At 73.3% G+C, this 21,598-nt stretch carries 20 protein-coding genes and 2 riboswitches; of the genes, 8 read left to right on the top strand and 12 right to left on the bottom strand.

The window, feature by feature from the left end; translation table 11 throughout:
* Positions 1-134 precede the first annotated feature (134 nt).
* Complete coding sequence (locus HIR71_RS17405; RefSeq protein WP_169324401.1) at positions 135-1,088, top strand: EamA family transporter; 954 nt, start codon at positions 135-137, stop codon at positions 1,086-1,088.
* 124 nt (positions 1,089-1,212) lie between these two features.
* The gene (gene purB / locus HIR71_RS07275) at positions 1,213-2,715 is read left to right on the top strand and encodes an adenylosuccinate lyase (protein ID WP_311836164.1); all 1,503 of its coding nucleotides are present in this window, start codon (positions 1,213-1,215) and stop codon (positions 2,713-2,715) included.
* Between the two features lie 3 nt (positions 2,716-2,718).
* Here the strand turns inward: purB and HIR71_RS07270 are convergent, their stop codons facing one another.
* Together HIR71_RS07270 and HIR71_RS17400 are read right to left on the bottom strand one after the other, a co-directional pair.
* Positions 2,719-3,744 (bottom strand): DMT family transporter, encoded by a 1,026-nt coding sequence (locus tag HIR71_RS07270; RefSeq protein ID WP_211373902.1) that lies wholly within the window; start codon positions 3,742-3,744, stop codon positions 2,719-2,721.
* A 48-nt stretch (positions 3,745-3,792) separates the two neighbouring features.
* A riboswitch (glycine riboswitch) is annotated at positions 3,793-3,883 on the bottom strand.
* A 1-nt stretch (position 3,884) separates the two neighbouring features.
* Positions 3,885-3,973, bottom strand: a riboswitch (glycine riboswitch).
* A gap of 97 nt (positions 3,974-4,070) precedes the next feature.
* Positions 4,071-4,592, bottom strand: coding sequence for a DUF421 domain-containing protein (locus tag HIR71_RS17400; RefSeq protein WP_211373901.1), 522 nt, complete (start codon positions 4,590-4,592; stop codon positions 4,071-4,073).
* Between the two features lie 259 nt (positions 4,593-4,851).
* Between HIR71_RS17400 and HIR71_RS07260 the strand changes: the two genes are divergently transcribed.
* The gene (locus HIR71_RS07260; protein WP_169324399.1) at positions 4,852-5,700 is read left to right on the top strand and encodes a hypothetical protein; all 849 of its coding nucleotides are present in this window, start codon (positions 4,852-4,854) and stop codon (positions 5,698-5,700) included.
* A gap of 54 nt (positions 5,701-5,754) precedes the next feature.
* On the opposite strand, the gene HIR71_RS07255 is transcribed toward HIR71_RS07260, so the two are convergent.
* Positions 5,755-6,162, bottom strand: a complete 408-nt coding sequence (locus tag HIR71_RS07255; protein ID WP_169324398.1) for a YHS domain-containing protein — start codon at positions 6,160-6,162, stop codon at positions 5,755-5,757.
* A 159-nt stretch (positions 6,163-6,321) separates the two neighbouring features.
* Here HIR71_RS07255 and HIR71_RS07250 point away from each other — a divergent pair, with 159 nt between their 5' ends.
* The 5 genes from HIR71_RS07250 (at position 6,322) to HIR71_RS07230 (ending at position 11,135) form a co-directional block, all read left to right on the top strand.
* Positions 6,322-7,605, top strand: coding sequence for an NAD(P)/FAD-dependent oxidoreductase (locus HIR71_RS07250; RefSeq protein ID WP_282959249.1), 1,284 nt, complete (start codon positions 6,322-6,324; stop codon positions 7,603-7,605).
* Positions 7,606-7,675: 70 nt separating this feature from the next.
* Positions 7,676-7,891 (top strand): heavy-metal-associated domain-containing protein, encoded by a 216-nt coding sequence (locus HIR71_RS07245; protein WP_169324396.1) that lies wholly within the window; start codon positions 7,676-7,678, stop codon positions 7,889-7,891.
* 116 nt (positions 7,892-8,007) lie between these two features.
* Positions 8,008-10,332 (top strand): heavy metal translocating P-type ATPase, encoded by a 2,325-nt coding sequence (locus HIR71_RS07240; RefSeq protein WP_169324395.1) that lies wholly within the window; start codon positions 8,008-8,010, stop codon positions 10,330-10,332.
* Between the two features lie 32 nt (positions 10,333-10,364).
* Positions 10,365-10,649 (top strand): hypothetical protein, encoded by a 285-nt coding sequence (locus HIR71_RS07235; RefSeq protein ID WP_169324394.1) that lies wholly within the window; start codon positions 10,365-10,367, stop codon positions 10,647-10,649.
* 147 nt (positions 10,650-10,796) lie between these two features.
* Positions 10,797-11,135, top strand: coding sequence for a metal-sensitive transcriptional regulator (locus tag HIR71_RS07230; RefSeq protein WP_169324393.1), 339 nt, complete (start codon positions 10,797-10,799; stop codon positions 11,133-11,135).
* An 82-nt stretch (positions 11,136-11,217) separates the two neighbouring features.
* Here HIR71_RS07230 and HIR71_RS07225 read toward each other — a convergent pair whose 3' ends face one another.
* The 9 genes from HIR71_RS07225 to HIR71_RS07185 form a co-directional block, all read right to left on the bottom strand.
* The gene (locus HIR71_RS07225; RefSeq protein WP_249051652.1) at positions 11,218-12,642 is read right to left on the bottom strand and encodes an NADH-quinone oxidoreductase subunit N; all 1,425 of its coding nucleotides are present in this window, start codon (positions 12,640-12,642) and stop codon (positions 11,218-11,220) included.
* Positions 12,643-12,656: 14 nt separating this feature from the next.
* Entirely contained in the window at positions 12,657-14,414 is a 1,758-nt protein-coding gene (locus HIR71_RS07220) for a complex I subunit 4 family protein (protein ID WP_311836158.1), read from the bottom strand.
* A 2-nt stretch (positions 14,415-14,416) separates the two neighbouring features.
* Positions 14,417-16,354, bottom strand: coding sequence for a proton-conducting transporter transmembrane domain-containing protein (locus HIR71_RS07215; RefSeq protein ID WP_169324392.1), 1,938 nt, complete (start codon positions 16,352-16,354; stop codon positions 14,417-14,419).
* Positions 16,351-16,668: an NADH-quinone oxidoreductase subunit NuoK gene (locus HIR71_RS07210; protein WP_211373900.1), complete on the bottom strand. Its 318-nt coding sequence runs from the start codon at positions 16,666-16,668 to the stop codon at positions 16,351-16,353. The genes HIR71_RS07215 and HIR71_RS07210 overlap by 4 nt, the downstream gene beginning before the upstream one ends.
* Positions 16,665-17,237 carry an NADH-quinone oxidoreductase subunit J gene (locus HIR71_RS07205; protein WP_169324391.1) on the bottom strand — a complete coding sequence of 191 codons (573 nt, stop codon included), beginning with the start codon at positions 17,235-17,237 and terminating at the stop codon, positions 16,665-16,667. Before HIR71_RS07205 ends, HIR71_RS07210 begins: the two co-directional genes overlap by 4 nt.
* A 34-nt stretch (positions 17,238-17,271) precedes the next feature.
* Complete coding sequence (locus HIR71_RS07200) at positions 17,272-18,216, bottom strand: NADH-quinone oxidoreductase subunit H (protein ID WP_169324390.1); 945 nt, start codon at positions 18,214-18,216, stop codon at positions 17,272-17,274.
* Positions 18,209-19,666, bottom strand: coding sequence for a hypothetical protein (locus HIR71_RS07195; protein ID WP_169324389.1), 1,458 nt, complete (start codon positions 19,664-19,666; stop codon positions 18,209-18,211). The genes HIR71_RS07200 and HIR71_RS07195 overlap by 8 nt, the downstream gene beginning before the upstream one ends.
* On the bottom strand, positions 19,657-19,998 hold the full coding sequence (locus HIR71_RS07190) for an NADH-quinone oxidoreductase subunit A (protein WP_169324388.1): 342 nt from the start codon (positions 19,996-19,998) through the stop codon (positions 19,657-19,659). The genes HIR71_RS07195 and HIR71_RS07190 overlap by 10 nt, the downstream gene beginning before the upstream one ends.
* 270 nt (positions 19,999-20,268) lie before the next feature.
* On the bottom strand, positions 20,269-21,570 hold the full coding sequence (locus HIR71_RS07185; protein ID WP_169324387.1) for a glutamyl-tRNA reductase: 1,302 nt from the start codon (positions 21,568-21,570) through the stop codon (positions 20,269-20,271).
* Positions 21,571-21,598 lie beyond the last annotated feature (28 nt).

Here is a 21,598-nt window from a genome sequence, read left to right as displayed (position 1 = left end):
GGGCATCCCGACGCACGCTAGGGAGGCGTCGGGCGTCGTCGCCGGTGGGGCGAGCGGCGCTGGGGACGCGCAGCCGCCGCGGCGACCGGGGGACGGGTCGCTTCGGACCCTCCGCCACCGGCTAGCCTCAGCCGGTGCCCTCGTCCGCCCCCTTCGGCGTGCTCGCGGTCGCCGTCGCGTCGATCCTGTTCGCGGTCAACGGCACCGTCGCCAAGCTCGCGATGCAGGCCGGGCTGAGCCCCACCCGGCTCGTCGAGCTCCGCTCCGTGGGCGCCGCGGTGATCCTCGTGACCGTCGCGCTCGTGGTCCTGCGCGGGCGCATGCGGTTGCGCAGGCACGAGATCGCCGCGATGGCTGTCCTCGGCGTCATCGGCATGGCCTTCGTGCAGTGGCTCTACCTCGTGGCGATCTCGCGGCTGCCCGTCGGGCTCGCGCTGCTCGTCGAGTACACGGCGCCCCTGCTCGTGGCGCTGTTCGCGCGCTTCGTCCTCGGCGAGCAGGTGCGCGCGCGCGTGTGGTGGGCGCTGGGCGCGTGCCTGGTCGGGCTGGCGCTCGTGGCGCAGGTGCGGGCGGGCGTCGAGCTCGACGTGATCGGGCTCGCGGCGGCCGGCGGGGCGGCGATCGCGCTGGCCACCTACTACCTGCTCGGTGAGCGGCTCGTCGCGCGCCGGGACCCGCTCTCCACGCAGGCGTGGTCGCTCGCCTTCGCGGGCCTCTTCTGGCTGGCGCTCCAACCCCTGTGGACCTTCGACGCCGCGATCCTGGCCGACGACGTCGCGCTCCCGGGCGCGCTCGCGGGCGTCACCCTCCCGCTCTGGGCGCTGGTGGCCTACGTCATCGTGCTGGGCACCGTGGTGCCGTACACGCTCGTGCTGATCGGCCTCAAGATCGTGGGCGCCGCGCGCGCGGGGCTGATCGGGATGATCGAGCCGGTCGCGGCGTCCGTCGCCGCGTGGCTCGTGCTCGGGGAGGCGATGACGGCGGTCCAGCTCGTCGGCGCGGCCGTCGTCCTGGCCGGGGTCGGGATGGCCGAGACGGCGCGGCGCACGCCCGAGTCGGCCGTGCTCCCGGACACCATCGCCGTCTGACGTGCGTGGGACGATGGCTCCCGTGCCCGAGACGCCCCAGACCTCTGCGCCCCTCCCCGCCGACGCGATCGACGACGCGGCGGCAGCCGACCCAGCCCCCGCCGACCCCGCCCCCGCCGACCCCGTGACCGACGACGCCGGGCTCACCCATGGCACGCGCGTCCCCCTCGCGTCGATCGAGCCGCCGATCGCCCTCGGCCCGCTCGACGGCCGCTACCGGGCGGCCGTCGCCCCGCTCGTCGACCACCTGAGCGAGGCCGCGCTCAACCGCGAGCGCGTGCACGTCGAGGTCGAGTGGCTGATCCACCTGGCCGCCCACCGGGTGCTGCCGGGCGCGCCGACCCTCGCCGCCGAGGAGGTCGCCTACCTGCGCGGCGTCGTCGCGACCTTCGGGGCCGCCGAGATCGCGGAGCTGGGCACGATCGAGAAGGTCACCGTCCACGACGTCAAGGCCGTCGAGTACTTCCTCAAGGAGCGCCTCGCCGCCGCGCCCCGGGCGCTCGGCCCCGACACGGTGCTCCCCGGCGTCGGCGAGCTCGTGCACTTCGGCTGCACCAGCGAGGACATCAACAACCTCTCCTACGCGCTCATGGTCCAGGGGGCCGTGCGGCACGTGTGGCTCCCGGCCGCCCGCGCGCTCGTGACCCAGGTCGCCGGTCTCGCGCGCGAGCACCGCGCCGTGCCGCTGCTCGCCCGGACGCACGGCCAGCCCGCGACGCCGACGACGCTCGGCAAGGAGCTCGCCGTCCTCGCCCACCGCCTGGGCCGCCAGCTGCGCCGCATCGAGGCCGCCGAGTACCTGGGCAAGCTCAACGGCGCGACGGGCACCTACGGCGCGCACGTCGTCGCCGTCCCGGGCGCCGACTGGCAGGGGGTCTCGCGCACGTTCGTCGAGCACCTCGGCCTGACCTGGAACCCGCTCACCACGCAGATCGAGTCGCACGACTGGCAGGCCGAGCTCTACAGCGACGTGGCGCGGTTCAACCGGATCCTGCACAACCTCGCGACCGACGTGTGGACCTACATCTCGATGGGCGTCTTCGTCCAGATCCCCGTCGAGGGCGCGACCGGCTCCTCGACCATGCCGCACAAGGTCAACCCGATCCGGTTCGAGAACGCCGAGGCGAACCTCGAGCTCTCGTGCGCGCTGCTCGACTCGCTCGCGTCGACGCTCGTCACGAGCCGCCTCCAGCGCGACCTCACCGACTCGACCACGCAGCGCAACATCGGCCCGGCGTTCGGCCACTCGCTGCTCGCGATCGACAACGTGCGGCGCGGGCTGGGCGCGCTCGCCGTCGACCACGAGCTGCTCGCGCGGGACCTCGACGCGAACTGGGAGGTGCTCGGCGAGCCGGTGCAGTCCGCGATGCGCGCGGCCTCGGTCGCCGGGGTGACCGGCATGGAGAACCCGTACGAGCGCCTCAAGGAGCTCACGCGCGGCAAGCGGCTCACCGCGGACGACATGCGCGGGTTCGTCGCCGGCCTCGGCCTGCCCGACGACGTGGCGACGCGGCTCGCGGAGCTGACCCCGGCGTCGTACACGGGACTCGCGGCCGAGCTGGTCGACCACCTCGACCTCCTCGACCGTCCCGACCACCGCGACCGTTCCGACCACCGCGACCGTTGACGGCTACGGGCGAGCCGGGCGACGCACGAGCGGGACGGCCGCCGCGACCGTGACGAGCACGGCCCCCACGACCGCCAGGCCCGTGACGGGCTCGCCGAACACCAGCGCGCCGAAGGCCGACGCCACGACGATCTCCCAGTAGGACAGCGAGGACAGCTCGGCGGCGCGCAGGTGCTTGCCGGCGACGACCAGGAGGCTCAGGGCGAACAGCCCGCAGATCAGGAAGAAGCCGACCGCCCAGGCCCAGTGGGTCGTGGTCATGCCCGAGAGGTCGGGACGGCTCACGACGACCATGGCCCCGACCCCGACCGCGCCGAACGCGAAGTTCCAGAAGCTGCGCACGTCCGCGGGCATGTCCGAGCGGTAGCGGTAGCACAACAGCGCGGCGCCGTAGAGAACGCCCGAGGTCGCCCCGAGCACGATCCCGAGGGTCTGGCCGTCGGTCGCAGCAGGACGCGCCGCGCCCCCGACCAGGCCCGCGGCGATCGTCATGCCGACGCCCGCCAGCGCGAGCGAGACCACGTCGGGCCCGGTGATGCGCTCCTTGAGCAGCACCCGGGCCAGGACCGTCGCCACCACCGGCCCGAGGTAGTGCAGCACCACGGCGAGCGACAGGTCGATCAGCACGGTCGCGGACAGGTACGTGGCGAGCGACAGCCCGAGGAAGACCCCGCCGAGCACGACCGACGGCGTCACGCGTGTCCGGCGCAGCGCACCGAGCCGGCGACCGGCCGTGAGCAGGACGAGCATCCCGACGGCGCCGGCCAGCATGCGGCCGAGCGTGAGGGCGTCGCCGGTCACCGCGCCGGGCGGCGTGGCCATCCGGCCGAACACTCCCGCGCCACCCATCGCGGTGGCCGAGACGACGATCGCGACCACGCCGAGGCGGCGGTTGCGCGTCGGGGCCGTGGTGGCGCGGGCGGGGACGGTCGCGGTCGCGACGGACGCGGTGGCGACGGACGCGGTGGGCGCAGCACGGGGACGCGGTACGTCGTGGACGCGTACGAGGGCGTCGGTGGTGAGAGCCACGGAAACTCCTGGAGACAGCGGCGTCCAGGGACGCCGAGGCGGGTGATGTCTCCCCGCTCTGTCATCGGACCTGAGAGCTTTCGCGGGCTGCGCCCGCTTGCACCGTCGGTGAACCCGTGAGGGTCGCTTTCCAGAGGAGCCTTGCCGCGGCGGTCTGGGGGCCTGAGAGATTCCCGGGGAGGTTGCTCCTTCGGCGCCCCGCACAGCGGGGCTCTCCCGCCGCGGTTCGGTGGCTTCTTCAGTTGTTGTGCTCTCAAGTATGCCACAGGCGCCAGGCGGGTCGCTCAGCGCCCCCGCACGACCGCAGGCGGGCACGGGATCCGTGGTCAGTGAGGGGGTTGCGTCGGGGCGCCGTCCGGGTCGACACCGTCGCTGCGGATGATGCTGATCATCCCGTTCGGCTCGAGATACGCGCGTCGCACCTCCGCCAGGTCCTCGATCCCGTGCAGCCGCAGCTGGGACAGCACCTCGTCGTGCGACATGAACTCGCGCCGCATCGCGTGACGGTTGAGCCGCCCGTCCTCGATCAGTGGCCGCGGCCGGGCCTTGACGATCGCGGCGAGCCGCGGCCAGCGATAGGCGGCCGCATCGACGACGACGCTCCAGAACAGGATCGTGCACGCGAGGAGGAGGCCCTCGGTGATCGAGTCGACGTCCCCGGTCATCCCGGAGCTCGCCGCGTCCGCCACCAGGACCACCACGAGCACGTCCGTGAGGCCCAGCCCACCGGACTCCCGCTGTCCCACGATCCGCATGAGCGCCAGCAGCGCCAGGAAGGTGACCGTGCCGCGAAGGACGATCTCCAGCACCGGGATGCTGGTGCTGAACAGCGACTCCCAGTCGGCCACAGGGCACCTCCGCCTCGAGGCCACGAGTCAAGCAGGCGCCCGGCGGTCCGACCTGGGGAGGGCGCCGACGCCGACGGCCTGTGGGTCGCACCCGAGGTACCCCGGACGCCGGGTCTCACCGAAGCGGGCAGAGATTACCTAGTACTCGCACGGGACGCCACCGCTCGCGCTACTCCGGTCGGGTCAAGTGCGTGCGGGTCGTGGCCGCCTTCTGTCAAGATCGTCCGGTTCGTCCCTGTCTCTCTCGCGAGGATGCCCCGTGACCCTCTTGCAGAAAGCGGTCACGCCCGAGCAGACCCGCGCTTATCTGGTCGGGGGGCACGACCGGGTGGCCGGCTACGTCGTGCGTGCCGTCGATGTGTCGTTCGCCGTGACGCCCGCCCAGCTCGTCGACGTGCACGCGCTCGCCTACCCGCACTCGCCGTTCAGGGCCGACTCCCCGTGGATCGACGTGCTGCGGTTCGAGTCGGCGCCCCAGTTCCAGTACCGCGACGGCGCGCTCGGGACGCTCATCCCGGAGTGGTGGCTGCGCCACTCCCGGCTCACGCCGGGCGCCGAGCTCGTCCGCGTCTTCGACGACGGCTCTGCGGCACTGCTCGGGCGCTACGCGGACATCGGGTCGGGCTGGCGCGTCGTGCATGCCGCTGCCCCCCGCCCGAGCCGCGCGCCGCTGTCCCGCTGCGTGGGGCCGGTCGCCCGGTGGCACGGCGGCTACCTCGACGCCGACCTGGTCGACGGCGGTCGCTCGGTCGTGTTCGCGCTGGACAGCCCCCCGCTCCTCGAGACGGGCTTCCGGCAGACGCGCGCCGGCCGCTGGAGCCGGCGTGTGCCGCGCGAGGAGGTCAGCGAGCTGTTCGAGCTCGACATCACGGCGTGGTGGTTCGGCATGCCGGTGCGGATCGTCGACCAGTGGCAGGACCGCCGCCGCGACGTCATCGCGCGCATCTCCGCCCTGGCCGACGACGAGGCCCTCGTGACGTCGCTCCGCATGGACAAGGTCGAAGCGGGCGTCTACGAGACGACGGTGCCGCTGGCCGAGCTCAACGGGCTCGTCACCGAGCAGCTGGTCCCGGAGGCGTGGGCGACGGTCAGCCGGCTGGGCGCCTGAGCCGGGCGCCCGCTCCGGTCGGGGGCGGGCGCCCTGCGGAGGAGAGCCGGACGATCAGACGACGGCGTACTTCTTCGGGTCCGCGTCGAACATCGGGACGCAGGCGTCGCAGCACAGGTAGTAGGTCTGGCCCTCGTACTCGCGGGTGAGGCCGGCCGCCTCCGCCTCCTCCTTCACCACCATGCTGCCTGGCATCACCGGGCACTCCGCGAGGCCCTCGGCGGGCGCGCCGGCAGCCGCGTCGCTCTGGCCGTGCGCACCGTGCTGGTGGTGGTCGTGCCCGCCGTGGTCGTGCCCGCCGTGGTCGTGGTCGCCGTGGTCGTGCCCGCCGCGGTCGTGTCCGCCGTGGTCGTGGGCACCGTGGTCGTGGGCACCGTGGTCGTGGGCACCGTGGTCGTGGGCACCGTGGTCGTGGGCACCGTGGTCGTGGGCACCGTGGTCGTGGTCGTGGTCGTGTGTCATCGCGTGCTCCTCGTGTGGTCAGGATCCTCGGTCGCGACCGGTGCGTCGCGCCTCGCAATTCACGCAGTGGCGACGGCGACTCTTCCCGCGGGACTCCGCTGCTGCGTCGTGTGCGAAGGTACCCCCTACCCGTATAACACGCAAAAGTCTGGGGACGATATGGGACGAGGACAAGGACACGGACCGGGCGTCGTCGTGGTCGGTGCGGGTGCTGCAGGCACCGCGGCCGTGGGCACGTTGCGGGCGCAGGGGTACGACGGCGCGATCACCGTCGTCACCGCCGAGCCAGGCACGCCCTACAACCGCACCACGGTGAGCAAAGGCCTGCTCAAGGGCCAGTTCGGCGTCGACGCCGTCGTGCTGCCTGAGGCCGCCACGCCCGGCGTCGTCTGGCGTGAGAACGACCCGGCGATCTCGCTCGATCCCGCCGGGCGCCGGTTGAACCTGGCCGGAGGGGTCGAGCTGGGGTGGGACGCCCTCATCATCGCTACGGGCGCTGCCCCCCGGACCTGGGCGGGGCCGGCCGGCCCGGCCGCGCGCGAGCGCATCGTGACGGTGCACACCGCGCCCGACGCACATCGACTCCGCGCCCTCGCGGGCCTGACGGGATCGCCCGCGCGACGGGTGGCGGTGCTGGGCGGGGGGATCATCGCCCTGGAGGTCGCCGGCGTCCTGCACGCCGCCGGCGCGGAGGTCACCGTGGCGAGCCGGACGCCCACATCGATGACCCGTCACCTGGGACCGACCGTGGGGACCTGGGTCGCCGGGCAGCACGACCGCCACGTCCGCCACGTCACGGGCGCCTCCCTCGCGAGGGCCGCGTGGACGGACGGCGACCTGCGGCTCGAGCTGACCGACGACGGGCAGGTGCTCGACGTCGGGCAGTCGCTCGACGTCGGGCAGTCGCTCGACGTCGGCCAGGTGCTCGACGTCGATGTGGCCGTGCTCGCGTACGGCACGGAGCCCGCGACGGCGTGGCTGGCGGGCAGCGGCCTGCCCGCCACGGGCGGCATCACCGTCGACGACCGGTTCCGGGTGCACCACACCCCCGGTGTCTACGCCGCCGGTGACGTGGCCCGGGTCCTGGGCCCCGACGGCCTGCCGCGGTCGGGTGGGCACTGGGCGCTCGCCGTCGAGCAGGGCAGGCACGCGGCCCGGACCGCCCTGTTCGACCTGGGCATGACGCCCGCCGAGCCCGATCCGTTCGACGCCCTGCCCACGTTCACCAGCGACGCCTACGGCACCCGCCTCACCGTCATCGGCCACCCCGGCGGCGCGGCGACCGAGACGGTGGTCGACGGCGACCCAGCCACCGACGCGTTCACCGTCGCCGGACTGGACCCCGCCGGCGCCGTCGTCAGCGCTGTCGGCGTCGGCCCGGCACTGCCCGCGCTGCGCCTGAGAGAGACGATCCGCACGGGCGGGCAGCCCGCCTCCCGTTGACACATACCCAGAGGGGGTATAGCGTACCGGGCCTTACTGCGTTCGACCTGTCTGACGAGGGAGAAGACCGATGGACCAGATCCAGCTCGAGTACCGCGTGACCGGCATGACGTGCGGGCACTGCGAGACGTCCGTCCGTGAGGAGGTCGGCCAGATCGCCGGCGTCGACCAGATCGACGTCAGCGCCCAGACCGGCAGGCTCGTCGTCATGAGCGACCAGCCGATCGACGACGCCGCCGTGCTGTCCGCGGTCGACGAGGCGGGGTACTCGGCGGTGCGCGTCTGACGAGCATGGAGCGCCGGATCCCCGCGCTCATGGGACGCCACTGACCCCGGCCCGAGGGCCGGACCACCGCGACACCGCGACACCGCGACACCGGTGAACCCGAGAAAGAGGAACGAATGTCTGCATCCTCGGCCCAGCCGCAGTCGCTGGGCACGGCCATCGAGCTCGAGATCGGCGGGATGACCTGCGCCTCGTGCGCGATGCGGATCGAGAAGAAGCTGAACAAGCTCGACGGCGTCACGGCCACGGTGAACTACGCCACCGAGAAGGCCAGGGTCAGCGTCCCGGACGGGATCGACGCGACGACACTGATCGCCGAGGTCGAGAAGACCGGGTACACCGCGGCCCTTCCCCGGGTGGAGGAGGCCGCCGGCGGCGACACCGACGGGGGCGAGGAGCCGGACGCGGAGCTGACCTCGTGGCGCCAGCGCCTGGCCGGCTCGGTGGTGCTGTCGGTCCCGGTCATCGCGATGGCGATGATCCCGGCGCTGCAGTTCACCTACTGGCAGTGGGCGTCGCTGGCGCTCGCCGCGCCGGTCGTCGTCTGGGCGGGGTGGCCGTTCCACAAGGCGGCGTGGACGAACCTGCGCCACGGCGCGGCGACGATGGACACCCTCATCTCGGTGGGCACGACCGCCGCGTTCCTGTGGTCGCTGTACGCCCTGTTCTTCGGCACCGCCGGCATGCCGGGGATGACGCACCCCTTCGAGCTGGCCGTCGAGCCGAGCGACGGCGCTGCGAACATCTACCTCGAGGTCGCTGCCGGGGTGACGATGTTCGTCGTCGCGGGACGCTACTTCGAGAAGCGGTCCAAGCGGCAGGCCGGGGCCGCGTTGCGCGCCCTGCTGAAGCTGGGCTCGAAGGACGTCGCCGTGCTGCGCGGCGGGGTCGAGACGCGCATCCCGACCTCCGAGCTGGTCGTGGGCGATGAGTTCGTGGTGCGCCCGGGGGAGAAGATCGCCACCGACGGGGTCATCGTCTCCGGCGCCTCCGCGGTCGACGCGTCGATGCTCACCGGGGAGTCGGTGCCGGTCGAGGTCACCGAGGGCGACGCCGTCGCCGGCGCCACCGTCAACGCCGGTGGACGGCTGCTGGTGCGGGCCACCCGCGTCGGCGCGGACACCCAGCTCGCGCAGATGGCCAAGCTGGTCGAGGACGCCCAGTCCGGCAAGGCCGAGATCCAGCGCCTGGCCGACAGGGTCTCCGCCGTCTTCGTGCCCATCGCGATCGCGATCGCCGTGGTGACCTTCGGCGCGTGGAACGTCGCCGGGTACCCGCTCAGCGCGGCCTTCACCGCCGCCGTGGCGGTGCTGATCATCGCCTGCCCGTGCGCCCTCGGTCTGGCCACTCCCACCGCGCTGCTGGTCGGCACCGGGCGCGGGGCTCAGATGGGCATCCTCATCAAGGGCCCGGAGGTCCTGGAGTCCACCCGCAAGGTCGACACCGTGGTGCTGGACAAGACCGGCACCGTGACCACCGGCAAGATGACCCTGACCGACGTCGTCACTGCCGCGGGCGTCGACCGCACCGAGCTGCTGCGCCTGGCCGGCGCGCTGGAGGACGCCTCCGAGCACCCCATCGCCCAGGCCATCGCCAAGGGCGCGACCCAAGAGGTCGGCACGCTCCCGACCCCGGAGGACTTCGCCAACGTCGAGGGCAGGGGCGTCCAGGGCGTCGTCGAGGGCCACGCCGTCCTCGTCGGTCGGGAGTCGCTGCTCGCCGACTGGTCACAGCACCTCACCCCCGACCTGGCACAGGCCAAGGCCGACGCCGAGGCACTCGGCAGGACCGCCGTCGCGGTCGGCTGGGACGGTCAGGCCCGGGGCGTGCTGGTGGTCGCCGACGCCGTCAAGCCGACCAGCGCCCAGGCGATCCGCCAGCTCAAGGCACTCGGGCTGACCCCGGTCCTGCTCACCGGCGACAACCGGACCGTCGCCGAGCAGATCGCCGCCGAGGTCGGCATCGACCAGGTCATCGCCGAGGTCATGCCCAAGGACAAGGTCGACGTGGTCGTCCGGCTGCAGGCCGAGGGCAAGGTCGTCGCGATGGTCGGCGACGGCGTCAACGACGCCGCTGCCCTGGCCCAGGCCGACCTCGGGCTGGCGATGGGCACCGGCACCGACGTCGCGATCGAGGCCGCGGACCTCACCCTGGTCCGCGGCGACCTGCGCAGCGCAGCCGACGCGATCCGCCTGTCCCGCAAGACCCTCGGCACCATCAAGACCAACCTGTTCTGGGCCTTCGCCTACAACACCGCCGCGATCCCGCTGGCCGCGCTCGGCCTGCTCAACCCCATGCTCGCCGGCGCCGCGATGGCGTTCTCCAGCGTCTTCGTCGTCGGCAACAGCCTGCGCCTGCGCTCCTTCACGAGCCAGGCGCACGACCCCGCACCGTCGTCACCTGCACCCCAGGCCCGCGCCGCGCAGCCCGCCGGCGTCTGACCCACCCGAACACCGAGAAAGAGACGGACCCCATGGCCCACGACCCCGCCACCTCCAGCTGCTGCCACGCCCCCGCACCCGCTGGTCGCACGGACCTCCTCGCGACCACCGCAACGACCACCGCAACCGCCACCACAACCACCACCGGGGACGACGTCGCCCAGTGCCCCGTGATGCCCGGCAGCACGGTGAACAAGGCCGACGCGGAGGCCGCGGGCCTCGTCCGCGACCACGAGGGTCAGCGGTACTGGCTCTGCTGCGCCGGCTGCGGCCCGCGCTTCGACGCCGACCCGGCCAAGTACGCCGTCACAGCCTGAGGACCCAGGAGGTCGGCAGAGCCGGTGGCGCCGAGTGCGAGGATGACGTCCAGCACCCACCATCGCGGCGGCGCGCAACGCGCGGCACCTGTACAGCACGTCCGCACATCCATGAGCCATCCTCATAGCCCTGCAGGGAGCACGACCATGACCAGCACGCTCGAGTCCGACGCCGACGAGACAGGCGCTGCGGACCACCTCGGCGCGCACGGCTACATCTCCGACAAGGCGCGCTACCTCGCCCGGCTCAAGCGGATCGAGGGCCAGGCCCGAGGCATCCACCGGATGGTCGACGAGGAGCAGTACTGCATCGACATCCTCACCCAGATCAGCGCCATGACGAGCGCGCTGCAGGGCGTCGCTCTCGGCCTGCTCGACGACCACCTCAAGCACTGCGTCGTCGACGCGGCCAAGGCCGGGGGCGGCACCGCGGACGCCAAGATCAAGGAAGCCTCCGACGCCATCTCCCGGCTCGTCCGCTCGTAGTACCCGCCGCTCTCCGTCCGCGCCGGTCGGCTGCGGGGCGGACGAGTGCTGAGCGGCGCTCGTTCGATGCCACGTCCGTCGGTCAGGAGGTCACCACGGCGAGCCAGACGCCGGCGCCCACTCCCAGCAGCAGCGAACCGGCCGCCGCGGCGTGCAGCGTGACGGCCGGGGCGTGGGCGACGGCGGCGGGCCGGGTGGCCGTCGCCGGCTGACCGGCCGCCGTGGTGGGTTCACCGCGGGCGGCGGGAGCGATCCACCGCAGGTAGTAGAAGAGGCTCGCGACGGTGTTGATGGCGGCGAGCACCACGAGCCAGCCCAGGCCGCCGTCGGCGGTGGCGCTGAAGACCGCGACCTTGCCGAGGAAGACGGCGGTGGGAGGCGTGCCGACGAGCCCGAGCAGCACGACGACCAGGCTCAGCACGAGCCAGGGACGTCCTCGGGCGGCGGCGGCCCAGTCGGTGAGCGTGGTGGCGTGGGGAAGGGCTGCGGCGGCGGAGAAGGCACCCAGGTTCGTGACCGCGTACCCCGCGAGGTAGATCGCCAGGGCCGGGCCGGCGAGGTCGCTGCGCGCGGCCACGGCCACGATCATGTAGAGGTAGCCGACCTGGCTGATGGTGGAGTAGGCCAGCAGCCGGAGGACCTCGGTCTGCCGGAAGGCGGCGAGATTCCCGAGCGTCATGCTCGCCGCCGCGATGATCGCCACGACGAGGGGGACGTCCAGGGGGATGCCTGAGAAGGGCTCTGCCAGCAGCCGGGACGCGGCCGCGACGGCGCCCAGCTTGGGGACGGTGCTGATGAAGGCCGCCACGGATGGCGTGGTCCCGGCGATGGCGTCGGGGACCCAGAAGTGCACCGGGACCGCCCCCGCCTTGAACCCCACCCCGGCCAGGACCCCGATCACGCCCACGGCGACGAGCGGCATCGGTGCCCGGGGCAGCGCCGCGGTCAGCTCCGGGTAGCCGCTCGCGCCGGCGGCGAGCACGAGAGCGGCGATGCCGACGAGCATCAGCGCCCCGACGAGGGCGCCCATCAGGTAGTACTTCAAGGTCGCCTCGACGCCCCGGACGTCCTTGGCGAACCCGGCCAGGGCGTACAGCGGCACGCTGGCGAGCAGGTACGCGGCTACCAGCATGAGCAGGTCCCCGCTGGCCGCCAGCGCGACGGAACCGAGCGCCCCGAGCGCCATCAGCACGTACGCCTCGGTCTCGCGGGGGTGGCCGGACAGCGACGTGGCGCTGAGCAGCACGGCCGCCGCCGTGGCGAGTGCAACGGTGATCCGGACGACGCCGGTGGTGGTGTCCAGGACCCAGGTGCCGCCGTAGACGCTCGTGTCCGGACCGACGAGGTCGACTGCCGCCACGGCGGCACTCGCCAGGGCAGCCAGCACGACCAGCCCCCGGACCCGCGCCTGCCGGCGCTGAGGCGTCCACAGGCCCAGCAGCAGCCCGCCTACCGCCCCGAGCAGGAGGAGCAGCTCTGGAAGCAGGTCCAGGGGATCCCCCGTCATCCCCTCCATACCGCTCACCGGGACACCAGCTCCACGACGGTCACTGCCCCCTGTTCGACGACGTCGAGCAGGGGGCGTGGGAACAGGCCGATGAGCACCGACAGCACCAGCAGCGGCACGATGGCCAGGACCTCTCGACGGTCCAGGTCGCCGACGGACGACGGCGCCCGGTCCGGACCCGGTGCCGGTGCGGGCGCGGCGGCGTCACCGGACTGCGTGACGACGGCCGCGCTGCGGACGCGGTCCTCGTCGACGTCGACCGCATGCCCGTGGTCATGCCCGTGCGCGGCGGCGGGGCCGTGCGCGTGGGCGGGGCCGTGGTCATGGGCGGGGCCGCGGTCATGGGCGGCCGCCGGCGTCGGAGCGCCGACGTCGGCGCCTGGCAGGCGCGGGTCCGCGTCGGGCACGACGGTGTCGCCCCCCAGCAGGCGCTGCATCGCGACGAGGAAGAGCGCGGCGGTGATGACGATGCCGGCGACGGCGATGACCGTGGCGACCGGGGCCGCCTGGAGGGCACCCGTGAAGATCTGGAACTCGGCGATGAACGCCGACAGGCTGGGCAGCCCGAGCGAGCCGAACGCCGCCACCCCGAACGCGGCCGCGAAGACGGGAGCGGGCCGGGCCAGCCCGCCCCACCGGTGGAAGTCGTAGGTACCGCCCCGGGCCCACAGCACTCCGGTCAGGAGGAACAGGGCGCCGGTGAGCAGGCCGTGGCTGACCATCTGCACGACCGCGCCGACGGTCGCGATGGTGCGGGCCTGCTCGTCGGCCTGCGCCGTCATCCCGGCCACGCCGAGCCCGAGCATCACCAGGCCCATGTGGTTGACCGAGGTGTAGGCGACCATCCGCTTGACGTCGGTCTGCGCCAGCGCCACCAGGGCCCCCCACACCACGCTGATCACACCGACCACCACCACCACCATCGCCCAGCGCTGCCACGCATCGGGCAGGATCGGCATCGCGATGCGGGCGAACCCGTACGTGCCGAGCTTGAGCAGGACACCCGCCAGGATGGCCGACCCGGCGGCCGGGGCGTCGGTGTGCGCGTCGGGCAACCAGGTGTGGAACGGGAACAGCGGTGTCTTGACCGCGAACCCGAGCCCGATGGCGAGCAGCACCAGCGCGCCCATCACGGGCGAGTCGGTCAGCGGCGGGTCGGCGGCCAGCGCCACCATGTCGAACGTGCGCTGCTCGCCGCCGACGAACAGACCGATGATGCCGACCAGGAGCGCCAAGGAGCCGAGGAACGTGTAGAGGAAGAACTTCAGCGCGCTGCGCCGACGGTTCCCGTGCCCCCAGCCCGCGATGATGAAGAACATCCCGACGATGCTCAGGTCGAAGAAGACGAAGAACAGGATGAGGTCCAACGCGGCGAAGGTCCCCAGGCTGGCGGTCTGCAGGAACAGGAACAGGGCCGCATACCTGCGCGGACGGTGGGGTTCACGCAGCGAGTAGATCGCGGCGGCGAGGAAGAGCACCCCGGTCAGTGCGATCAGCGGCAGCGACAGCCCGTCGACCCCGACGTAGTAGGACGCGTCCACCGTGGGGATCCAGCGCACCTTCGCGTCGTACGCGAGCACCAACCCGTTCCCGGACGCGGCGCCGGTCCCGGAGCCACGGCTGTAGCCCCACCACATCCACCCGATCAGTGCCAGGTCGACGGCTGACGTCCCCACCCAGGTCCAGGAGGCGACACGGCCGGGCAGGCGCGGCACGGCGAGGAGCACCCCCGCCACCAGCACGGGGAGCAGGATGACGACGGTCAGCAGCACGATTACCTCACCACGATCAGCAGGACGAAGAGCGCGCCGAGACCCACGACGGCCTGGACGTAGTACTGGTGCAACAGCCCCGTCTGGGGGCGCCGCATGGCCGCGCCGGCCCGGAGCACCGCCGAGGCGAAGGCACGGACCGCGCCGTCGACGACGTCGACGTCCGCGCGGCCGACGCGGCCCGCGCCGCGTCCGACCGCACGGGCGAGGGACACGACCGACCGGTCGACGACGTGGTCGTCGGCGCGGCCGACGCGGCCCGCGCCGCGTCGGGCGGCGGCGGCAACGGACAGGACCGCCCGGTCGATCACCCGGTCGTCGACCCGGGCGGCGGCGCGGGCGAGTGCCAGCCACGGACGCGGCGTCAGCACCTGGCGCAGCCCTGCCCAGCGCAGCAGCTCGGTGCGCTCGAGTGCGGCCACCAGCGTCGGTCGGCGGACGACGAGCACGACCACCGCCACCGCGATCACTCCGGACAGCATCAGCTCACCCGGACCGGGCGAAGGCTCACCCTCCGCCCCGAGCACGGACTTCAGACGGTCCGCCACACCCGGCAGGGCCACCGCGCCGAGCAGCGCGGCGGCCGCGGCGAACGCCACCACCACCCCGGTCACGGGGCGTGGGACGCGCCGCGTGCCCCGCTCCTCGCTGTCGAGGTGCGTGTCGGCGTCGACCGGGGCCAGCACGACGGCCAGGATCTTCCCGGCGTAGACGGCGGAGAGCGCCCCCGCGGCCAGTGCGACCACCCGCAGGACGCCGCCGTCCACGCCGGCGAGGACCTCGTCCTTGGACGCCCACAGCGACAACGGCGGAACCCCCGCCAGGGCCAGCGCGGCGAGCGCCGCCGCCGCGCCGACCAGCGGGTAGCGGCGAGCAGCACCGCGCAGACCTGCGAGCTGCTTGGTCCCCAGCGCGGTCAGCCACGCCCCGGCCACGACGAACAGGCCCGCCTTGACCGCGGCGTGGGCCACGAGCTGGGACGTGCCGGCGGCGGTGACGCCCACCCCCGCGGCCAGCACCACGAACCCGATCTGCGCACCGGTGCTGGCCGCCAGGAGCTGCTTCAGGTCCCGCTGCGCGGCCGCCACCGCGCCGAGGACCAACGCCGTCAAGGCCCCCACCCACGCAGCGGCGGACCCGGCCCACCCGGAAGCCTCGAGCAACGGCTCCGTCCGCAGCAGCAGGTACCCGCCGGCCGCGACCATCGTGGCGGAGTGCAGGAGCGCGCTGACCGGGCTGGGGCCCTCCATCGCCGCCGAGAGCCACGCCGAGAACGGGAGCTGTGCGGACTTGCCGAGGGCCGCCACGAGGATCCCCGCGGCCGCCACGTGCCGCCAGGCGCCCTCGGCGGAGGCCAGGTCGTCCAAGGCCAGCGTGCCGGTGCCGGCCAGGGCTGCTCCGGCAGCGATGTACAACCCCAGGTCCCCGGCACGGGTGGTGAGGAACGCCGTGGTGCCGGCGGACATCTTGCCGGGCACCTCCCAGCGGTAGCCGATCAGCGCGTACGAGGTGGCGCCCATGATCTCCCAGGCCACCAGCAGGGTCGGCACCGTGGTCGCCGTCACGGTGGCGAGCATCGCGGCGGTGAACAGCAGCAGGTACCCGAAGAACCGGGCGCGGGCGGCGTCGCCCGGCAGGTCCGCGACGGCGAACACGGTGACCGCGGCCGCCACGAGGGAGACGGTCACCACGAGCACGGCGGACAGCCCGTCGACCGCGAGGGCCAGCTCACCCCCTGGCATGCCGAGGAAGGGCGCCGACGCCTCGGGACGGGCCGCAGCCGCCGTCCCGGCCAGCACGGCGGCCGTCAGTGCCGCCGTCACGGCGACCGGGCCCGCCCCCCGGTCCGCCCGGCGCCCGAGGATCAGGAGCACGGCCCCCGCGCCTGCCGGCACGAGGACCAGGGCGGCCAGGACGGCGGACGCCACCTCGGCCGTCATCCGCGCAGCTCCGTCGCCATGTCGACCATGTCGACCTTCCGCGCGCGGTAGATCGCGATGGTCGCGGCGAAGCCCATCACCATCTCCACCGCCATGACGACCAGCGCGACGACCACCAGGACCTGCCCGTCAGGCCGCTCCGGGGCCAGGAAGAACCAGGCCGACGCCGCCGCTACGAGCACGCCGTTGACGATCAGCTCGATGCCCATCATCACCATCACGATGGACTGCTGGGAGAGCGCGCCGAAGACGCCGACCCCGATCAGGGCGGCGGCCACGGTGAGCAGGAGCTGCAGGACCACGGTGTCGGTCATCGGGGCATCCCTCCTCGGACCGGGTCGTCCGGTCGGGAGGCGTCGAGGTCGGCGCCGAAGCGGTCGTAACGGCCGCGGTGGGTCGCGAGGACCGTCCCGGCGACCATGGTCGCGAACAGCCCGACGCCGATCACGATCATCACCAGCATGTCGCTGCCCATGATCGCCTCGCCCAGCTGGCGGGTGCTGTCCTCGGGCGGTGTCCCGGCCCTGGGCGGCCAGTCCACCGTCCACACGGCCACCGTGATCACCGCGAAGACGGCCGCGCCCACGGCAGCCGAACCCCGGGCGTTGTGCACCATCGTCATGGGCATCAGCCCTGCGGGATTCATCATGAACATGATCATGAAGACGACCATGATCGCCATCTCGATCGTCATCATCAGCGCGGTGACCACCGCCAGGTAGGTCAGGTCCAGCACCAGGAACACGCCCGCGACGGCCAGGAACGACGCCAGCAGCGCGAACGTCGCCCGGGCCATCGAGTCGACCACGAACACGGCGATGCCCGCGATCACCGCCACGACACCCAGGACCACGACCGCGACCACGGCACCGTCCGTCAGCACCAGCCCCACCCCACCCTTCTGCTCGCCCCCGCGCTCACCGGTAGGCACCGGCGAGCACGAGCAGCCCGACCACGAGCGCCTGCACCAGCATCGCCGGCACCAGCACCATCCAGGCGACCTCGACGAACCGGTCGGGGCGCAGCACCGGGACCCGGCGTCCCACGCCCACCAGCGCCACGACGACGACGGCGATCTTGAGCAGGTACCACACCGGCCCCGGCAGCCACGGCCCCGCCTCACCACCGAGGAACAACGTGACCGCCATCGCCGCCGTCGCTCCCAGGAAGACGGCGCGGCCGGCTTCCACCAGCAACCGGTGGACGCCCGACAGCTCCGAGAGCACGCCCCCGGCGATGTCGGCTCCGGCGGGCGCCGCGAAGGGACCCCAGAACGCGAACGCGGTGGCGCAGACCAGGAACACCGCGAAGGCGACCGGCATCGTCACGACGAACCACAGGTCCGCCTGCGCGGCGAGGATGTCCGTCGTGCGCAGCGAGCTTGCCGCGAGCCCCGCGGTGATCAGCGCCAGCATGAGGGGGAGCTCGTACGCCAGGCCCTGCGCCAGGAACCGGTAACCCCCCACGAGCGCCGGCACGGCGTTGGGGCCCCACCCGATGAGCCATACCGCCGCCCACAGCAGCGTCTCCATCGCGTTGAACCAGACCAGGTCGGCGCTCGTCGACAGCAGCGTGCGGCCGCCGATCGGGACCACCGCGAGCGACAGCACCGCCAGGACCGGCACCGCCACGACCCCGATCCGCCACAGCAGCCGGTCCGGGGCCGCCGTGGTTCGCCGCTGCTGGACGAGCCACCGCAACGCCCCTCTCACCGGCTCGACCGCACCACGCGCGGGCCTACCCGTCACCACGACGTGGTCGACGGCCGCGAACACCGTGCCGAGCCCGACACCGAATCCCACGACCGCGAGCACGGCAGGGGCCAGTCCCCAGGCATCGGCCAGACTCGTCAGCTCAGGCATCGGCAACCCCGCGAGCGGCGGACGCCGGTACCTTCGCCTCCGGGACCGGACGGACGTCGAAGCTCGCCACGATCAACCGGGCGGCAGCGAGCTCCGCCCCCTCGACCAGCTCTGCGAGGTCCCTCAGCCCGACGACGAGCTCCTCGTCGGTCTCCGACGTCCCGGCCCCGGACGCGATCTCGCACCACCGCCGCACGCGGTCCCAGACATCACCGACCGCCCCGCCACCGGGCGTGCGCAGAACCTCGGCGCCGCGCACACCGAGCCCGCGCACCGACCAGGCGAGCGGACGTGACCGACTGACCCGGGCCGCAACCACGACTGCGGCGCGCGCACCGCGGTCGACACGGGCCGGCCCGATGCCGACAAGATCGTCACGAGCGCGGCGTGCCTGCTGAGCGGCCCACGGCCATCCAGCCACCAGCAGGAAGCTCGTCAGCACGTCGAGCGCGCCGGCGCGCCGGTCGACACCTCCGGCCGGATCAGCCGGGACCAGGTCGACGTCGTCGACCCACGAGAACTCGACCCGGGTCAGCACGTCCCCCTGCATGGAGCCACGGAGCACCAGGCCACCCGGCCAACCCGGCAGCACCGGCCCCAAGGTCACCTTGAGCTCGTCGAGCTCCAACCCGTCACGATCGGGCGCCGTGCCGGCCATCGGCAAGCCCGCGACCTCGCCACCGTGCATGTCGTGGCCGCCGTGCCCACCCATGTCGTGCCCGGCGTGCCCACCCATGTCGTGCCCGGCGTGCTCGTCCGCTGCGGCGCCGTGCCCACCCATGTCGTGCCCGGCGTGCCCACCCATGTCGTGCCCGGCGTGCTCGTCCGCTGCGGCGCCCGTGGCCCCGTGGTCGGCGTGCCCGGCCATGTCGTGCCCACCCATGTCGTGCCCGGCGTGCCCACCCATGTCGTGCCCGGCGTGCTCGTCCGCTGCGGCGCCGTGCCCACCCATGTCGTGCCCGGCGTGCCCACCCATGTCGTGCCCGGCGTGCTTGTCCGCTGCGGCGCCCGTGGCCCCGTGGTCGGCGTGCCCGGCCATGTCGTGACCGTCATGCTGACCATGAGCTCCCGGGGTCATGAGGTCCTCCGCCCGCTTGCCCCGGGAGAGCACGGTCGCCGGATCGTCCCCGTCCTGGTAAGCGGACGAGGTGCCAAGGGCAAGGAGCGCCGCCTCGAGGCGCTCGCCGACAGGTTCCCCGGTGACGGCGAGTCGCTGTCGGGGCTGAGGTATCTGTGACCACAGGACGTCGGCGGCGGCCGACAGCTCGGGGCCGATGGCGCCGATCGTCAGCAGGATGTCGGTGTCCGCGGGAGACAGGGCGAACTGCCACCCACGTCGGGCGACCTCGGCCTCGACGTGCCACCTGAGCAGGTCGTTCCCGGCCGTCGTCACGATCAGGACCCGAGGACGGGCCATCGCCCACTGCCGCAACCGGTTGCTCAGGTCCACCGCAGCGCCCCTTCACGCCACACATAGACGACGCCCACGACGAGGAGGCTGAGGAACGCGAACATCTCCAGCACGGCGGACATGCCGATGTCGGCGACGACGACCGCCCACGGGTACATGAAGATCATCTCCATGTCGAAGGCCAGGAACAGCACGGTCACCGCGTACCAGCGAACGTGGTACCGGGAGACCGCATGCTGCTGCGGCAACGTGCCCGACTCGAACGGCAGGGAAGCCGCGGCTCCTCTGGCGAACGACAGAGCCCGTGCGGCGCCGTACACGCCGAGAACGAGGACGAGGGCCGACACGAACAACGATGCGACGGCCACCATGGCTGCCCCCTTCCGGACGCGTCGACGAAACCTCGATCGACAGTAACGGCCCGGGGTCCGCCGTGCCCCTCAGGTCCCCGGCCCAGGCGCACCGACCCGGTGGTCGCAGACCGCGGAGTCCGGCCACGGTGGCGCCGGGCGGACCAGCGGCTGCGCACGCTGTGCGGGGAAGAACATGGCGACGACGGCGACGTCGCGAACGTGGCGCCGCGAGCCTCGGCAGCTCCTGCCGGTGGGGTGGCCAGCACGTGAGAGGCTCAACGCACGAGGTCAGCACCCATCGACGCCGCGCACCGCGAGCGTGGCTGCCGGTACGGCCGCCAGCTCTGCGAGCGCCTCCTCGAACCCCTGGTCGTCCCCGGCGCGTGCGGCGGCCCGCGCGCGTACGGTCGGGTCGTGCAGCAGCGCACGGAGCCGGCGGCGCAGCGCCCGCACGTCCGCGCCGAGCCGCGGCCCGCGTGCCGACGGCTCGTCGGCGTCGTCGGCCGCCGCCCGCTCGAGCTCCCGCAGCCGCGCGACCTCCTCCTCGACCGGACCCAGCACGCGCGTGCGCTCGGCGACGATCGCCGCGTCCCGCTCCCGCGCCCGGCGCGAGGCCTCGAAGTCCTCGGTCGCGGCGGCGACGAGCCGGCGGGCACGCTCGACCGGCGCGGAGTGCTCGGGCGGCGCCTCCTGGCGCACGGTCTCGAGGTCGATGAGCACGACCCCGGGCAGCGCGGCGACCGCGGGATCGACGTCGTGGCCGAGCGCGAGGTCGACGAGCACGCTCGGGCGCCCGTGGGTGCCCCGGGTCGCGGCCACGGTCTCGACGTCGAGCACCCCACCGACCGCGCCGCTGCACGCGACGACGAGGTCAGCCGTCGTGAGCGCCTCCGTCAGCCCGCCCTCGGGGACCGCGCGGGCGCCGCGGGCGTGCGCGAACGTCTTGGCGCGCCCCGACGGGGAGTACACCTGCACGTGGCGGCACCCGAGCCGGTGCAGCGCCGCGAGGCTCGCACCGGCGTACGACCCGGTCCCGACCAGCACGACGCGCGTCTCGGACCACGCGGGCAGGTGCGGCTCGGCGAGGTCGAGCGCGACCCCGACCACCGAGCGTCCCGATGCCCCGAGACCGGTCCGGGTGCCGACGTCGCGCGACGCCCGCGAGGCGCTCTGGAACAGCCGCTCGAGACCCGACGACGTCGTCCCGTCGGCCCGCGCGGACGACAGCGCCCGTCGGACCTGGCCCGAGATCTCGCGCTCGCCGACCACCATCGACTCCAGACCCGAGGCCACCGCGAAGAGGTGCGAGGTCACCTGGTGGTCGCGGAGCACCTGGAGGTTCGCCGCGACGTCGTCGGGCGCGAGGCCCGAGGCCTGGGCGATGACGTGGGTCGTGGTCGACGCCGCCTCGTCCTCCTCGCCGGGAGGGACCTCGAGGTACACCTCGAAGCGGTTGCAGGTGGCGAGCACGACGGCACCCTTGAGGGCAGCATCGTCCGCCGCGACTGCGCGTCCCACCGAGTGCGCGCCGGCGCTGAGCCGTTCGAGCAGGTCGAGGTCGAGGTCGCGGTGACTGGCGATCAATGACATCAGCACCACAGCACGTCGATTCAACCAG

The organism is Cellulomonas fimi (genome assembly GCF_012952065.1).
GTDB lineage: Bacteria > Actinomycetota > Actinomycetes > Actinomycetales > Cellulomonadaceae > Pengzhenrongella > Pengzhenrongella fimi_A.
Note: the sequence above shows the minus strand (reverse complement) of the source record. Positions and strands in the feature narration are given on the sequence as shown.

What these genes read in the sequence shown, in the direction of transcription:
- HIR71_RS07255 (WP_169324398.1), bottom strand. Translation starts at nt 6,162, where the DNA reads ATGACACACGACCACGACCACGACCACGGTGCCCACGACCACGGTGCC.
- HIR71_RS07250 (WP_282959249.1), top strand. Translation starts at nt 6,322, where the DNA reads ATGGGACGAGGACAAGGACACGGACCGGGCGTCGTCGTGGTCGGTGCG.
- HIR71_RS07245 (WP_169324396.1), top strand. Translation starts at nt 7,676, where the DNA reads ATGGACCAGATCCAGCTCGAGTACCGCGTGACCGGCATGACGTGCGGG.
- HIR71_RS07240 (WP_169324395.1), top strand. Translation starts at nt 8,008, where the DNA reads ATGTCTGCATCCTCGGCCCAGCCGCAGTCGCTGGGCACGGCCATCGAG.
- HIR71_RS07235 (WP_169324394.1), top strand. Translation starts at nt 10,365, where the DNA reads ATGGCCCACGACCCCGCCACCTCCAGCTGCTGCCACGCCCCCGCACCC.
- HIR71_RS07230 (WP_169324393.1), top strand. Translation starts at nt 10,797, where the DNA reads ATGACCAGCACGCTCGAGTCCGACGCCGACGAGACAGGCGCTGCGGAC.
- HIR71_RS07225 (WP_249051652.1), bottom strand. Translation starts at nt 12,642, where the DNA reads ATGACGGGGGATCCCCTGGACCTGCTTCCAGAGCTGCTCCTCCTGCTC.
- HIR71_RS07215 (WP_169324392.1), bottom strand. Translation starts at nt 16,354, where the DNA reads ATGACGGCCGAGGTGGCGTCCGCCGTCCTGGCCGCCCTGGTCCTCGTG.
- HIR71_RS07210 (WP_211373900.1), bottom strand. Translation starts at nt 16,668, where the DNA reads ATGACCGACACCGTGGTCCTGCAGCTCCTGCTCACCGTGGCCGCCGCC.
- HIR71_RS07200 (WP_169324390.1), bottom strand. Translation starts at nt 18,216, where the DNA reads ATGCCTGAGCTGACGAGTCTGGCCGATGCCTGGGGACTGGCCCCTGCC.
- HIR71_RS07190 (WP_169324388.1), bottom strand. Translation starts at nt 19,998, where the DNA reads ATGGTGGCCGTCGCATCGTTGTTCGTGTCGGCCCTCGTCCTCGTTCTC.
- HIR71_RS07185 (WP_169324387.1), bottom strand. Translation starts at nt 21,570, where the DNA reads ATGTCATTGATCGCCAGTCACCGCGACCTCGACCTCGACCTGCTCGAA.